Origin of the sequence: Methylopila sp. 73B (genome assembly GCF_000526315.1) — a bacterium.
Classification (GTDB): Bacteria; Pseudomonadota; Alphaproteobacteria; order Rhizobiales; family Methylopilaceae; genus Methylopila.
Genome location: NZ_JAFV01000001.1, coordinates 2,212,327 through 2,226,967, shown reverse-complemented (window position 1 = coordinate 2,226,967; position 14,641 = coordinate 2,212,327). Strand labels below are relative to the sequence as shown.

General features: G+C 66.7%; 12 protein-coding genes and 1 pseudogene. 12 read left to right on the top strand and 1 reads right to left on the bottom strand.

Annotated features, from left to right (window positions below; genetic code table 11):
- Window positions 1-89 precede the first annotated feature (89 nt).
- The 11 genes from K244_RS0110810 to K244_RS0110760 all read left to right on the top strand — a co-directional run bounded on the left by K244_RS0110810 (window position 90) and on the right by K244_RS0110760 (window position 12,680).
- A complete protein-coding gene (locus K244_RS0110810; RefSeq protein WP_024816445.1) occupies window positions 90-1,136 on the top strand; it encodes an ABC transporter substrate-binding protein in 1,047 nt (348 codons plus the stop codon).
- Window positions 1,137-1,184: 48 nt separating this feature from the next.
- The gene (locus tag K244_RS0110805) at window positions 1,185-2,228 is read left to right on the top strand and encodes an ABC transporter ATP-binding protein (RefSeq protein ID WP_020186279.1); all 1,044 of its coding nucleotides are present in this window, start codon (window positions 1,185-1,187) and stop codon (window positions 2,226-2,228) included.
- Complete coding sequence (locus K244_RS0110800; protein WP_020186278.1) at window positions 2,225-3,103, top strand: ABC transporter permease; 879 nt, start codon at window positions 2,225-2,227, stop codon at window positions 3,101-3,103. The genes K244_RS0110805 and K244_RS0110800 overlap by 4 nt, the downstream gene beginning before the upstream one ends.
- The gene (locus K244_RS0110795; RefSeq protein WP_020186277.1) at window positions 3,100-3,900 is read left to right on the top strand and encodes an ABC transporter permease; all 801 of its coding nucleotides are present in this window, start codon (window positions 3,100-3,102) and stop codon (window positions 3,898-3,900) included. Before K244_RS0110800 ends, K244_RS0110795 begins: the two co-directional genes overlap by 4 nt.
- Before the next feature lie 16 nt (window positions 3,901-3,916).
- Window positions 3,917-5,035, top strand: a complete 1,119-nt coding sequence (locus tag K244_RS0110790) for an FAD-dependent oxidoreductase (RefSeq protein WP_024816444.1) — start codon at window positions 3,917-3,919, stop codon at window positions 5,033-5,035.
- Window positions 5,016-5,318 (top strand): (2Fe-2S)-binding protein, encoded by a 303-nt coding sequence (locus K244_RS0110785; protein ID WP_020186275.1) that lies wholly within the window; start codon window positions 5,016-5,018, stop codon window positions 5,316-5,318. Before K244_RS0110790 ends, K244_RS0110785 begins: the two co-directional genes overlap by 20 nt.
- A complete protein-coding gene (locus K244_RS0110780) occupies window positions 5,315-6,754 on the top strand; it encodes an NAD(P)/FAD-dependent oxidoreductase (protein ID WP_020186274.1) in 1,440 nt (479 codons plus the stop codon). The genes K244_RS0110785 and K244_RS0110780 overlap by 4 nt, the downstream gene beginning before the upstream one ends.
- A 4-nt stretch (window positions 6,755-6,758) precedes the next feature.
- A complete protein-coding gene (locus K244_RS0110775) occupies window positions 6,759-7,883 on the top strand; it encodes an FAD-dependent oxidoreductase (RefSeq protein WP_020186273.1) in 1,125 nt (374 codons plus the stop codon).
- 33 nt (window positions 7,884-7,916) lie between these two features.
- Complete coding sequence (locus tag K244_RS0110770) at window positions 7,917-8,264, top strand: RidA family protein (RefSeq protein ID WP_020186272.1); 348 nt, start codon at window positions 7,917-7,919, stop codon at window positions 8,262-8,264.
- Between the two features lie 908 nt (window positions 8,265-9,172).
- Window positions 9,173-10,012 (top strand): universal stress protein, encoded by an 840-nt coding sequence (locus K244_RS0110765; RefSeq protein ID WP_020186271.1) that lies wholly within the window; start codon window positions 9,173-9,175, stop codon window positions 10,010-10,012.
- Window position 10,013: 1 nt separating this feature from the next.
- On the top strand, window positions 10,014-12,680 hold the full coding sequence (locus K244_RS0110760) for a bifunctional acetate--CoA ligase family protein/GNAT family N-acetyltransferase (protein WP_020186270.1): 2,667 nt from the start codon (window positions 10,014-10,016) through the stop codon (window positions 12,678-12,680).
- A gap of 832 nt (window positions 12,681-13,512) precedes the next feature.
- Here the strand turns inward: K244_RS0110760 and K244_RS0110750 are convergent.
- On the bottom strand, window positions 13,513-14,355 hold the full coding sequence (locus K244_RS0110750; RefSeq protein ID WP_020186268.1) for a universal stress protein: 843 nt from the start codon (window positions 14,353-14,355) through the stop codon (window positions 13,513-13,515).
- Here K244_RS0110750 and K244_RS24405 point away from each other — a divergent pair.
- Window positions 14,340-14,636: pseudogene (locus K244_RS24405) on the top strand (cation-transporting P-type ATPase); the annotation flags it as partial. The gene K244_RS0110750 and the pseudogene K244_RS24405 sit on opposite strands and share 16 nt — an antisense overlap.
- Between the last annotated feature and the right edge of the window lie 5 nt (window positions 14,637-14,641).

The following is a 14,641-nucleotide window of genomic DNA, read 5'->3' as shown; positions in this document are numbered from 1 at the left end:
TTGCGCATAAGAAGGCCTGATATCGGAATTTGACTGATGGTCGCAGTTTCGAATTCCTAAAGGGAGACGACGGCAAACGAGGCAAGAGCATGAGCAAGACGACGCGCTTGGCCCTATCCGCCCCTCTGGCGCTAATGACGGCCGCATCCGCCGTTCCCGCGAACGCGCAGCAGAAGACGCTCTACGTCGCGGGTTACGGCGGCTCCTACGAGCAGATGATGCGTGAGAAGGTGTTCCCCTCTTTCGAGAAGGCGCATGGCGTCCGCATCGAATACATGGCTGGAAACTCAACCGACAGCTTGGCCCGCCTGGTCGCGATGAAGGCGAAGCCGCAGATCGACGTCGTCGTGATGGACGACGGACCGATGTACCAGGCGATCGCGCTCGGTCTCTGTCAGGAGCTCACGCCGGCGCCGATCTACGACGAGCGCTACGACACCGCGAAGGTCTCCGGGAACAAGGCGACCGGGATCGGCATGGTGGCGACGGGCTTCATGTACAACACGAAGTACTTCGCCGAGCAGGGCTGGCCGGCCCCGACCTCGTGGGCCGACCTGCGCGACCCGAAATATGCCGGCAAGCTCGTCGTGCCCCCGCTCAACAACTCATACGGCCTCCACGCGCTCGTCATGCAGGCCGAGCTCGACGGCGGAAACGAGAAGAACATCGATCCGGGCTTCGCCGCCTTCGCCGAGAAGGTCGGCCCCAACGTTCTCGCCTACGAGGCGTCCCCGGGGCAGATGACCTCGCTGTTCCAGAGCGGGCAGGCGGCGCTGAGCGTCTGGGGTTCGGCGCGCATCAGCTCGTTCGCGCATACCGGCTTTCCCGTGAAGATGGTCTATCCGAAGGAAGGCGCCGTGGCCCTCGGCATCATGGCCTGCCCGGTGACGGGCAAGTCCGAGCCGGAGGCGCAGGCGCTGATCCAGTACATGCTGACGCCCGAAATCCAGAAGATTCAGGCGACGGCATACGGCTACGGGCCGGTGAACAAGAACGCCGTGCTGACGCCGGCGGAGGCCGAGGGCATTCCCTATGGTCCCGAGCAGGTCGGCAAGCTCCGCGTAATCGACTGGGATTACGTCAATCCCATCCGCGAGAAGTGGGACAAGCGCTGGACCCGTGAGGTCGAGCGCTGACCTTCGCCTTCACCACGCCGCCGCCGCGCCTTTTCACTGGAGCGCCTCATGAGCTTCCTGTCGCTCGACCGGCTGACGAGGTCGTTCGGGGATCATGTCGCCGTCGACGGCCTGACGCTCGAAGTCGAGCAGGGAGAATTCGTCTCCCTGCTCGGTCCCTCGGGCTGCGGCAAGACCACGACGCTGCAGATGATCGCGGGCTTCGTCGAGCCGACCTCGGGCCGAATCCTGCTTAAGGGCCGCGACCTCGCCGCCGTGCCGCCCGCGAAGCGCGGTCTTGGGGTCGTTTTCCAGAGCTATGCGCTCTTCCCGCACATGACGGTGGCCGAAAACGTGGCCTTCGGCCTCGAGATGAAGAAGGTAAGCCGTGCCGACCGCGACCGGAAGGTCGCAGCCGCGCTCGCGCTCGTCGGCCTCAAAGGCTTCGCGGACCGCTATCCCCGCCGCATGTCGGGCGGCCAGCAGCAGCGCGTGGCGCTCGCCCGCGCGCTCGTCGTCGAGCCGCCTCTGCTGCTGCTCGACGAACCGCTCTCCAACCTCGACGCGCTGCTGCGCGAGGAGATGCAGAGCGAACTCCGCGACATCCAGGAGCGGATCGGCGTCACGACGATCCTAGTGACGCATGATCAGACCGAGGCGATGGCGCTGTCCGACCGGGTCGTCGTGATGAACGCCGGGCGCGTCGAGCAGATCGCCGCGCCGCAGACGGCCTACGAAGCGCCGGAGACCGCCTTCGTCGCCGGCTTCCTCGGCAAGACGAACACGCTCGCGGGCCGGGCCGACGGCGGGACCGTCACAGTGCGCGATCGAAGCTGGAGCGTTCCGGAGAACACGCTTTCCGGCGACGTTCGGGTCGCCGTCCGCCCGGAGCGGGTGCGCTTCTCTGTCGACGGCGGCCTGAAAGGCGTCGTGCGCAAGCGCGTCTTCCAGGGTAGCCAATGGTTCCTTTCCGTCGACAGCGAGGCCGGCCCCGTGGCCGTGCTCGCGCAGAACGGCGGCCGGAGCCTTCCCGACGTGGGCGACGCCGTCTCGCTGACCTGGGAAGCCGGCGACATGCGGATGCTGCCCCGGGAGCGGGAGGAGACGGCGTGAGCGCCGCCTCTACCGCGCCGGAGGGCGCCCGCTTCGCGCCCTACGCGCTGAACCTGCCGGCCCTTGCCGTGGTCGGAACGCTGATCGTCGTTCCGCTCGCGATGACGCTTCTGCTCTCGCTGCATTCCTTCTCGACCTATACCGGCGTCGGGAGCGATTTTTCGCTCGCGAACTACGCTGAGATCTTCAGCGATTCCTATTTTCGCGAAATCTTCCTCCGCACGCTGCGCATATCGGCGCTCGTGACCCTCATCGCGGCCGTAGTCGGCGCTCCCGAGGCCTATATCCTCAGCCGCATGCGCGCGCCGTGGCGCGGCCTGTTCCTGCTGGTGATGCTCGGCCCGCTGCTGATCTCGGTCGTCGCGCGCACGCTCGGTTGGGCGCTCCTGCTCGCGCCGACCGGCGTCCTCAATCAGGGGCTAATGGCGGCGGGCCTGATCTCCACGCCCTTCCGTCTGCTGCAGACCGAGACCGGCGTCGTCATCGCGCTGGTCCACGTGCTCCTGCCGTTCATGATCGTCGCGGTCTGGGCCTCGCTCACCCGACTCGATCCGCAGGTCGAGAACGCCGCCGCCTCGCTCGGCGCGGGACCCTTCACGATCGTGCGGCGCGTGGTCCTGCCGCAGATCATGCCGGGGATATTGTCCGGATCGATCATCGTGTTCGCGCTCGCGGCGTCCGCCTTCGCGACGCCCGCGATCATCGGCGGCCGCCGGCTGAAGGTGGCGGCCACCCTCGCCTATGACGAGTTCCTGTCGACGATGAACTGGCCGCTCGGCGCCGCGATCGCGGCCCTGCTTCTCCTCGGCAACATCGTCATCATCCTCGGCTGCAACCGGATCGTCGAGCGGCGCTACGCGGAGGTCTTCCGGTGAGCCGCAACGGGCCGCTCGCGCTGGTCTTCCACGCGCTCGTGACGCTGTTCGTCGTCGCGCCGATCGCGATCGTCTGCGTGGTCGCCTTCACGTCGCACGGCTACCTTTCGATGCCGACCGAAGGCCCCTCGCTGCGCTGGTTCTACGCCATCGCTGACCGCCCGGAATTCCTACGCTCGTTCGTCGACAGCCTGTGGCTCGCGGCCGTCTCCTCCACGCTCGCGGTCGTTCTCGCGACGCCCGCCGCGCTCGCGATCGGACGGAGCCGGTTTCCCGGCCGCGGCGCGTTGCTGAGCCTGTTCCAGTCGCCGCTGATGATCCCGCATCTCGTGCTCGGGATCGCGCTGCTCCGCTTCTTTAACGAGACCGGGCTCGGCGTGTCGCGCTGGACGCTGATCGCGGGCCACCTCGTCGTGGTCTTCCCGTTCGCGCTCAGGCTCATCCTGACGGCGTCGACGGGCATCGACCGCACGATGGAGAACGCGGCCGCCTCGCTCGGCGCCTCGCGCTGGACGGTCTTCCGGCGGGTCACGCTGCCGCTGATCATGGCGGGCGTCCTGTCGGGCTGGATCCTATCCTTCATCCAGAGCTTCGACGAAGTCACCATGAGCGTCTTCATCTCGACGCCCGAGACGACGACGCTGCCCGTCCGGCTCTTTCTCTACATCCAAGACAACATCGATCCGCTGGTCGCGTCGGTGTCGGCGGTGCTGATCGCCGTCACCGTCGTCGCGATGGCCGTCCTCGACCGCCTGTTCGGGATGGAGCGGCTGCTGGTCGGGCCGGGACGCGGCTGAGAAGGCGATGCATACGATGCGACAAGACTATGATTTCGCCGTCCTCGGCGGCGGCCTCGTCGGCGCCGCGACCGCCTATGGGCTCGTGCGGCAGGGCCTCAAGGTGCTGATGCTGGACGAGGGCGACGTCGCCAAGCGCGCCTCGCGCGGCAACTTCGCGTTGGTCTGGGTGCAGAACAAGGGCCTCGGCATGCCGGCCTACGCCGGCTGGACGCGCCGCTCGTCCGACGCATGGGTCGGCTTCGCGCCGGAGCTCGAAGAGACCGCGGGCTTCCGGATCTTTCACCGCCGGACCGGCGGCTACCACCTCGCTTTGTCGGACGACGAGCTGACGCGCCGCGCCGCGATGATCCAGCGGCTCCACAACCAGCCGGGCGTCGGACCGTCCGAGGTCGAGGTTCTCGAGGGCGACGAGGTCCGCCGCCGCCTCCCCGAGGCCGGGCCCGAGGTCGCCGGCGGCACCTTCTCGCCGCTCGACGGCGACGTGAACTCGCTCAAGCTGTTCCGCGCGCTGCACGAGGCGTTCCGCCGGCTTGGCGGGACCTACCGCTCCGACGCCCTCGTCGACGCGGTCGAACCCGGCGGCGACGGCTTCGGACTCGCGACCAGGGTCGGGCGCTTCTCCGCCGGCCGCATCGTGCTCGCCGCGGGTCTCGGCAACGCGCGGCTCGGTTCGATGGTCGGCATGGACGTGCCCGTCCGCCCGCTTCGCGGCCAACTCCTCGTCACCGAGAAGACCGAGCCGTTCCTCGACGTCCCCGTCTCGACCGTGCGCCAGACCGACGAGGGAGGCGTTATGATCGGCGACAGCCAGGAGGAGGCCGACACCCATGACGCGATGCGGCAGGGGATCATGTCGGTCATGGCCGACCGCGCGGTGCGCATGTTCCCGCGGCTCGGCGGCCTCAACGTCGTGCGGACGTGGTCGGCGCTCAGGGTCATGAGCCGCGACGGCTTCCCGATCTACGACCAGTCCGCGGCCCATCCCGGCTGCTTCGTCGCGACCTGCCACAGCGGCGTGACGCTCGCGGCCGCCCACGCCGAGTTCCTCGCGCCGGCGATCGCCGCCGGAGCGCTCCCGTCCGAGTTCGAAGACTTTAGCCTGCGGAGATTCCATGTTTCAGCGGCTGCCTGACATCCGGGGCGACGCCCTGAGCTTCACGATCGACGGCAAGGCGGTCGAGGCGCGCGAAGGCGACACCGTCGCCTCCGCATTGCTTCTCGCCGGCGTCGAGACCTGCCGGACCACGCCGGTCTCGGGCGCGCCGCGGGCGCCGTACTGCCTGATGGGCGTCTGCTTCGACTGCCTCGTCACCATCGACGGCGTCGGCAATCGGCAGGCCTGCCTCGTCCCCGTGCGCGAGGGCATGAGCGTCGAGACGCAGCTCGGCCGCGGCAAGAGGGAGCTCGGCCGATGATTCCGATCGAAGAAGTCGCCGATCTCGAAGCGGCCTACGACCTCGTGGTGGTCGGCGCCGGCCCCGCCGGCCTCGCCTGCGCCGCGCTGGCGTCGCAAGGCGGAGCGAAGACGCTGCTCGTGGACGAGAACGCCGCGCCCGGCGGCCAGATCTACCGCGCGATCAGCGCGACGCCGTTGAAGGAAAGGAGGGACGTGCTCGGCGCCGAATACTGGATGGGGGAGACGCTCGCCTCGTCCTTCGCCGAGAGCGGATCGGCCTATCTTCCGGGCGCGACCGTCTGGCAAGTGTCGCCGGAGCTCGAGATCGGCGTGTCCAAGGCCGGCCACGCCCGCCTCCTGACGGCGCGCCGGGTTGTTATGGCCACCGGCGCGCTGGAGCGGCCGTTCCCGATCCCCGGCTGGACACTGCCGGGCGTGATGACGGCCGGCGCCGCGCAGATTCTGCTGAAGACGGCCGGCGCCACGGCGACGGGCCGCGTCGTTCTAGCGGGCTCCGGTCCGCTGCTCTGGCTGATCGCGGCGCAGTCGCTCGCCGCCGGTCGGACGTTCTCGGTCATTCTCGACACGACGCCGAAGGCGAACTGGACGGCCGCTCTTCCCAAACTGCCGGCCTTCCTAACCTCCCCCTATCTCGCGAAGGGACTGAAGCTCCTCGCCAGGGTCCGCAGGGAGATCGAGATCATCTCAGGCGTGACGTCGCTTGCGGCGGAAGGCGACGGCCGTCTCGACCGCGTGCGCTACGTCGCGAACGGCGAAGCGAGGACGATCGAGGCCGACCACCTCCTCCTGCATCAGGGCGTCACGCCGAACGTCAACATGGCGAGCGCGGCCGGCTGCGAGCTCGTCTGGGACGACGTTCAGCTCTGCTGGAAGCCGAAGACGGACGAATGGGGCCGCACGAGCGTCGAAGGCGTGAGCGTCGCGGGCGACGGAGCGGGGATCGCCGGCGCGGAAGCCGCGGCGCTGCGCGGCCGGATCGCGGCGCTCGATGCGTTGCGCGCACTCGGCAGGCTTTCCGAGACGGGGATGGCGGAGCGCGCGCGCCCCGTGCGCAAGGCGCTCGCGCGTTACGACCGGGGCCGAGGGTTTCTTGACGCGCTCTATCGTCCGGCCAAGTCGTTCCGAACCTGCGAGGGCGACACGATCGCCTGCCGCTGCGAGGAGGTCACCGGAGCGCAGATCCGGACGGCGGTCTCTAGCCTGAACGTCGCAGGTCCCAACCAGCTGAAGTCGTTCCTGCGCTGCGGCATGGGACCGTGTCAGGGCCGTCTGTGCGGCCTCACCGTCGCCGAGACGATCGCCGACGAGCGCGGCGTGTCGCCGGCCGAAATCGGCTACTACCGACTGCGCTCGCCTGTAAAGCCGATCACTCTCGCGGAGATCGCGACGCTCGACCAGACCGAGGACGACCTGAAGGCCGTTGTCAGGGGCTGACGCGATGGCCGCGCCGGACGTTCTGGTGATCGGCGGCGGCCTGCACGGCTGCTCGGCGGCGCTCCATCTCGCCATGCGGGGCGTCGCCGTGACGCTCGTCGAGAAGGATTATGTCGGTCGCCATGCCTCGGGCGTGAACGCGGGGGGCGTGCGCCGATTAGGCCGCGCTCTTCCCGAGGTGCCGCTGAGCGTCGCCTCGATGGAGCTCTGGCGCCGGATCGAGGACCTGACCGACGACGATTGCGGCTTCGAGAGCCACGGCCAGATCAAGATCGCCGAGGACGAGGCCGATCTGGAGAAATGCCGCGCGCGGCGCGAGACGCTGCTCGCCGCGGGCTTCGACCATGAGGAGGTCATCGACCGCGACGAGCTTCGCGCCCGCGTCTCGGCGATCTCGGAGCACTGCGTCGGCGGATTGCTGTCGCGCGACGATGGGGCGGCGCTGCCCTTTCGCACCGTGCAGGCGTTCCGCAACAAGGCCGAACGCCTCGGCGCGACGATCCTGGAAGGCGTCGCGGTCGCGCGTCTCGCGCGCGACAGGGAGCTCTGGACCGCAACGCTCGCGGACGGACGCGTGCTTTCGGCGCCGGTCGTCGTGAACGCCGCCGGCGCCTGGGCCGGTCGTTTCGCCGCCGCCTTCGGAGAGCCGGTCCCCGTTGAGGCGGTCGCGCCGATGCTGATGATCACCGAGCGGCGGCCGCCGTTCCTCGCGCCGGTCGTCGGCGCGATATCGCGCACGCTCTCCTTCAAGCAGTTCGCAAACGGCACGGTCCTGATCGGCGGCGGCTATCTCGGCCGCGCGGATCCTGATCGCGACCGGACGCTAGTCGATCATCGCAAGCTGGCGGAAAACGCGCGCACGGTCCGCGACCTGTTCCCGGTGATGCGCGACGCGCAGGTCGTGCGCGCCTGGGCTGGGATCGAGGCGCGCACGGCCGACGGCCTGCCCGTGATCGGCCCCAGCTCCAGGGAGCCCGGCCTGTTCCATTCCTTCGGCTATTCCCTGCACGGCTTTCAGCTCGGTCCGATCGTGGGCTCAATCCTCGCCGAATTGATCGTCGGCGGCCGGACCAACCTGCCGATCAGCCCCTTCGCCATCAATCGCTTCGCCCGGTCTGCGGCGGTGTGACGGCTCCTCCTCGCTCAGTAAAGGAAAGATCCAATGATTAAGCGTTCCGTCCAGACCCCCATCATGCACCGTTTCGTGGAGCATGCCGGCACGATTTATTTCGGCGGCCTGATCGCCGACGACGTGGCGCAAGGGATGGGCGAGCAGACCGCCGACATCTGCCGCAAGCTGGACAAGCTGCTCGCGGAGGCCGGCTCGGACAAGACGAAGCTGCTTTCGGCCACGCTCTACGTGACCGACATGAGCCTGAAGAAGGAGATGAACGACGCTTGGACCGCGTGGCTCGCGGCGGACGATCTGCCGGCTCGCGCGACGCTGGGCGTCGCCGAGCTCGGGAAGGGCGTTCTGATCGAGGTGGTCGTCACGGCCGCACGGTCTTAATCCCCGACGTCGGGGCGAACGCGTCGCTCTGGAGGCAGCGTGTCCGCTTTCGCTAGAGCGGTCAGAGGAACGCCGACCGCGCCATAAATCGGCGTCGGTCGGCGAGGCCTCGTCAATTCTCACCATCACCACGAAGGCCGCGAGGTCGGCGATCTCATCCCGCCGCATTCATCGCCTCCGTGATGGCGCAACGGGTCCGCGAACCGCGCGTCGGCCTCGTCGCAGCGCACGTCTTGGTGACTATAGAGGGCATACCGATCCTTCGAAGTCGGGGAGGGGTTCGGGCGAATGCTGATCTTCTCCTCCCCTCGCTTCCCGCCTCCGGAAAGTTCGCGCGACGGGATCAGCCAGAGCCGCTCCAATCCCCCAGCCCCGTTCTGATCGAACAGGATCGCAATCAGCAAAGCGTCCGAGTGCTTCTGAAAGGTCCTGAGCCCTACGTCGAACTAAAGGGTTCCAGTCGACGCGTCCCGCGCTCTCCGAGCCTTGACCTGAAGCGCGGGAACGCGTCGGGTCTTCTTGTCGAGCACGAGAAGGTCGACGCCGTCGTTGTCGGCGAACGCCGTGAACGGACAGAGCCGCCCGCCTTACGCGAGCAGCAGCTGCGGGCTCCGTTTATCCAAACCCCAACACTTAGAGCGGTGCTCAGCAAATGATAGTTTCGCGGTAGGAGCGGACGGTCGGACTTGGTTGAAAGGTAGGCATTTTCGCCTTGTCGGCCATGCCGCCTACCGGCGGAACCTGTTCGGAGTGCTGCCAATGCGAGCTTTCGTGCTGGCCGTGATCGTTTTCTTTCATTTGGGCCGCTGGCCATGTCATGGGGCGTGACTCTCAAGTTTTGATCGAAATCAAAGCTTTCGGGAGCGATCTGAAGATGCTCGGGGCTCAGATCGCAGGAGGAGCGGCTCATGAACTCCACGCAAGTTGGCGCCGGTTTCGCCAGCATTCTCGTGCACTTCGATCTTACGCCCTATGCCGAGGCGCGAGGACGGCTCGCGGCCCAGTTCGCGGAGCGGTATGGCGCATATTTCGTCGGAGCCGCAGCGGAGCAGCAGCTTCTGGAAGTTTATGCGGAAGGAGCCGTCAATATTTCGGCCTCGGTCTCTGACGAAGAGCGGGCCCGCGTCGAGGGAGATTTGCGTGCGGCGCGACGAACGTTTGACGCAGTCGTCGGCTCGCGCAACGACGCTGAATGGCGCGCCTGCGTCACTGACCCGGAACGGTTCCTCATCGAGCAGGCGCGCGCCGCGGACCTCGTGGTGGTGGGACGGCGCGCGAGCTACGACATCGAAGATGGCGCGCTGGGGGTTCGCCCCGGCGCGATCGCGCTGGAATGCGGCCGGCCGATCCTCGTAGTGCCGCCGGAAAAAGACTATCTCGCGGCTCATAAGGTCGTCGTCGCCTGGAAGGATACGCGGGAAGCGCGACGTGCGGTGCGTGACGCGCTCCCCATCCTGAAGAAGGCGAACGAGGTGGTCATCTTAGCGGCGACGCCGGCGCTTCGCGACGCCGGCGCTGAGGACGTCGCGGCATGGCTCGATCGGCACGGCGTGCGGGCCCACGCCTCAGTCCACTCCGGACAGCTGGAGACCGTGGCGAACGACCTTATGGATCAGGCCGACGACATCGGCGCGGATCTCATCGTCTCCGGGGCTTACGGTCACAGCCGCACCCGCGAGTGGCTCTTCGGCGGCGTGACGCGCGATCTCTTGGAGACGTCGAAACACTGTCTGTTCATGTCGCATTGAAATGAGCAGCTTTGCGCTCGACCGGCTTTTTCGGCCGGCCTCTGTCGCGGTCGTCGGCGCAAGCGACCGGCCCGGTTCGCTGGGTCGGGCGGTGATGGCCAATCTGGCCGCGGGCGGCTTCGCCGGACGCATCGTTCCGGTCAATCCCAACCATGCGACGGTGTCCGGCGCCGCGTGCGTGCGCACGCTCGCGGGTATTGGCAGCGCAGTGGATCTCGTCGTGGTGTGCACGCCCCCGGGGGTCGTGCCGGCTGTGATCGCGGAGGCGGCGGCGGCCCACGCGGGGGCCGCGGTCATCCTCACCGCCGGCCTGTCGCGCGGCCCAGGCTCGCAATCCGAGGCGACCGCCAAGGCGGCCAGGGCGCATGGCTTACGGCTTCTGGGCCCGAACGCCTTTGGTCTCCTCGCGCCGTCAGCCGGCCTCAACGCAAGTTTTTCGGCGGGCCCGTGCCTGAAAGGCGATCTCGCCCTCGTTAGCCAGTCCGGGGCCGTGGCCGCCGCCCTCGTCGGCTGGGGGACCAAACGCGCGCTTGGCTTCTCCGCTGTTGTGTCCCTTGGAGACGCCCTCGACGTGGATGTCGCGGATTGCCTCGACCACTTCGCCGGCGATGGCCGGACCCGCGCGATTCTGCTTTATGTCGAAGCTATCACCGACGCCGGCAAGTTCATGTCGGCCGCCCGCGCGGCCGCGCGCGTCAAGCCGGTCGTCGTGGTCAAGGGAGGCCGGCACGCCGAAGGCGCCAGGGCGGCGGCCACCCATACCGGCGCCCTCGCGGGCGCTGACGGCGTCTACGACGCAGCCTTCCGGCGCGCGGGGCTTTTGAGGGTCCTGGATCTGGATCAGCTGTTCGTCGCCGCAGAGGCGCTCGGCCGCGGTCAGTTCGACCGGGGGGATCGGTTGGGCATCCTCACAAACGGCGGCGGGATTGGCGTCCTTGCGATCGATCGCCATCTCGACGCTCACGGCGCGGTCGCCGCGATCTCCCCCCGCACCCTGATCGCGCTCGATCAACTGCTTCCCAGCACATGGTCGCGCTCCAACCCCGTCGACGTCATCGGCGACGCCGATGCGGCGCGTTTCGCCGGCGCGCTCGACGCCCTGCTCCGAGACGAACAGGTCGACGCCGTCGTCGCCCTCGACGTTCCGACGGCGTTGGCGTCCTCAGAGGCGACCGCGCGGGCCGTCATCGCGACGATCGCCGCGGCGAGAGCGCGTTCCTCGCCCCCGAAGCCGGTCTTCGCCTCGTGGCTTGGCGCGGGCGAAGAGATCAACCGGCTTTTCGCCGAAGCTGGAGTTCCCCATTTCGACACCGAGAGCGACGCCGTCGCGGCTTTCAGCTATTTGACCCGTCACCGGCGCGCGCAGGCTGCGCTGAACGCTACGCCCGCCGCGGCGATTCTTCCGGATGCCCCTGCGACCACCGCCGCGACCGCCTCCGTCCGCGCCGCCGTCGCAGAAGGGCGCGCCTGGCTCGACCCGATCGAGACGAGCCGGCTTCTGAAAGCGTTCGGGGTGCCGATGGTCGAGAGCGTGACCGCGGCGACCCCCGATGCGGCGGCCGCAGCCGCCCGCCAGATCCTGCGCGGCGCAGACGCCGTCGTCCTCAAGATCCGTTCGCGGGTCATCATCCACAAATCCGACGTAGGCGGCGTTCGCCTCGGTCTCGAAACGCCTGCCGATGTCGCTCGAGCGGCGAACGACATGTTGACGAAAGTGCAATTGGCGCGACCCGACGCCGACGACGCAGACTTCCTTTTGCAGCCGATGGTCAAGCGCCCCGGCGCGCGCGAACTGATCGCGGGCCTGTCCGACGACCCAACGTTCGGCCCCGTCATTCTGTTCGGGCGCGGCGGCGTCGGCGTGGAAATCTACCGCGATACGGCGATCGGCTTGCCGCCGCTGGATCGGACGCTGGCCTCCGACCTGATCGACCAGACCGATGTCGGACGAACCCTCGCCGCATACCGCGACGTGGCCGCAGCCGACCGCGCTGGCGTGGAAAACGTGCTGATCGCGCTCGGCGAGCTGGCTTCCGCCTGCCCGGAGATCCGATCGATTGATCTCAACCCATTGCTGGCGGACGAAGCAGGCGTGCTGGCCGTGGACGCGCGCGTTGCGATCGCCGCCGCCGGAGCGTCCCGAGTGGTGATCCGGCCCTATCCGTCGGGTTGGATGCGATCGCTCAAAACGACGTCCGGCGCAGCTTACGGGGTGCGGCCGTTGCGCGCCGAGGACGAAGAGCTCATTGGCCGGTTCCTGACGGCGGTCGAGCCGAACGACCTTCGACTGCGCTTCTTTGCGCCGGTTCGCCATCTCGAGCACGGGTTTCTGACGCAGCTGGTTCATCTTGACTACGCGCGCGCCATCGCCTTCGTCGCTCTCGACGCCGCGGGCGAAGCGGCTGGCGTCGTCAGCCTCCACTGCAACGGCGATCGAACAGACGGCGAGTTCGCCATTCTCGTTCGAAGCAATCTGAAGGGCCGAGGAATCGGCTGGGCTCTCATGCGCCTCGTGCTGAATTGGGCGAAGGCGGAAGACGTGGCGACGGTGCGCGGAGAGGTGCTCAAGGAAAACGCCGAGATGTCCGCGATGTGCCGCGAGCTTGGCTTTGAGGCGCTGGCTGGTGATGATCGCAGTGTGACTACGTTCTCGTTGAATTTGAGATAGTAGGGAAAGGGGACCTAAGTTTCTAGCCATATTTAATAAAGTAGTAAAAATAGTAAAGTTTTTACAATTAATATGATTAACATCGGTCTGAGATTATTTTGGTAATTACTCGGCTGCTGGTCTGCCGAAAATTGTTCAAATGCCTTATTCGGCTCCTGGCGGCGGCGTACGCGATGCGTTGGATTCCGGTGGCCTCGCATTACTCAAGTTACTTAAGAAAAAAGTATGCTTCAATCCAAAATAGATGTTGTCTTTCCAAGATGAGATGGCATCGTCAGTTTACGATGTAACATCGGATAGGCCCGTTTGTACAAGTTTTTTGCCTGACGGGCGGCGACAGATTGTCGGATTTATGATGCCTGGAGATTTCATCGGTCTTTTCTAAGCGAGCGTAACGGTTATTCTTCTGACGCTATCGATACTGTGCACGAGTGTCGGTTCAATAGGATCGATTTTGTCTCGTTCGTCGTCGCGAAGCCTCATTTGCTTAGAAAGCTTCACGAGGCCGCCACTCATGAATTGACCGTGGCGCAGGATCATATGGTGTTGCGGGGCCGCCGTTCCGCCGATGAAAAGATGGCGTCCTTCCTTGTCACAATGCGCGAACGCCTGATCCGCCTGGGCGCCAGCGCAGTGACGATACCGCTGCCCATGACCCGTTAAGATCTGGCGGTCTATCTGGGATTAACGCTCGAAACAGTCAGTCGCGTCATTTCGAGGCTCGGCCGCGAACGCGTCCTCCTTGTGGTGCCGAACGGGATCAGAATTCTGAACCCGTCTCGGCTCGAGGAGCTTGGATCGGGCTAAGCGGTCGGTGCTCGCTATTCGGTTCTCAACGAGCCACAAGAAGCGGCGTGGCGCTATTTTTCAGCATCTCCTGCGTAACTCCGCCGAAAATCCATTCGCGGATCGGCGAGTGGACAAAGGCGCCCATCACGATCAGGTCCGCACGATAGATGCCCGCCTGCCCACGCAGACGCGTGCCGACGTCATTCCCCGCAGGAAGCTCGTTGACGGTCGCGTTTATTCCGTGGCGGACGAGCGCGACGGCGAGATCCGCTCCTGCGGCGCTGCGGGGAACGTCCTTGTCGCCGACATAGCAGACAATTTCCACGCTCGTAGCGGCCTTGAGGAAGGGCAGGGCGGCGGCGACTGCCCGGGCCGCAGCCGCGCTTGCGTCCCAGGCCACGACGATGCGGTCGCAGGCGAATGTATCCGAGCCTCGAGGAACGACGACCACGGGCCGCCCGCTTTCGAAGACGAGCGCTCGGAGCAGGCCGCCGTCCACCGTCATTGCGCTGGGATCTGCGTCGACGACGACGACGTCGTTCACGCGAGCTTGGGCCAAGGCCGCTGCTTTCAGTTCCACGTAGGTCAACTGGGGCGCGTCGACTTCGCATATCACGCCGGCCATGGCGCCTTCGGCGCGCGAGTTTTCTGCAATCCTCCGGGTAAGCTCCTGAAGGCGTCGGTTTTCCTGATGGACCAAGCTTGCAACGACGGCGGAGCGGTGGGCGCTGGGGATGTCCAGCTTGACCGACGCCGCCTGCACGGAAACGTGGGCGTCGGTCGCCTTCCCAAGCGCCAGTCCATAGCTGAGCGCGTCGGACGGACGTCCATCGCCGTCCTCATTCAGCGCAATCAGCACGTTCTTGATGTTTGCGATCTTCAGCATGGCGCGGACCTCCGGTTTCGGGATCAATCAAACGTCCGGTCCTGCGGCAGCGCTCTGATCGAGATCAAACATCTCCGTTCCCAGATCAAGGAAGCTTGGCGTCCTGTCGATGGACATCACGCCATGACCCAGCCCAACCCAACGGAACAGCTCCACCGGATCGTGCGGCTCAGCAGCCGCCTCTGTCGCGTGGGCGTGGCCTCTCAAGCGCCGAAGCCGCGGTTCGTCTGCAGACCTTGGGGCCGAATGAAGCGCCCAGTCGAAACAGAAGCACGCTCAGGATCGC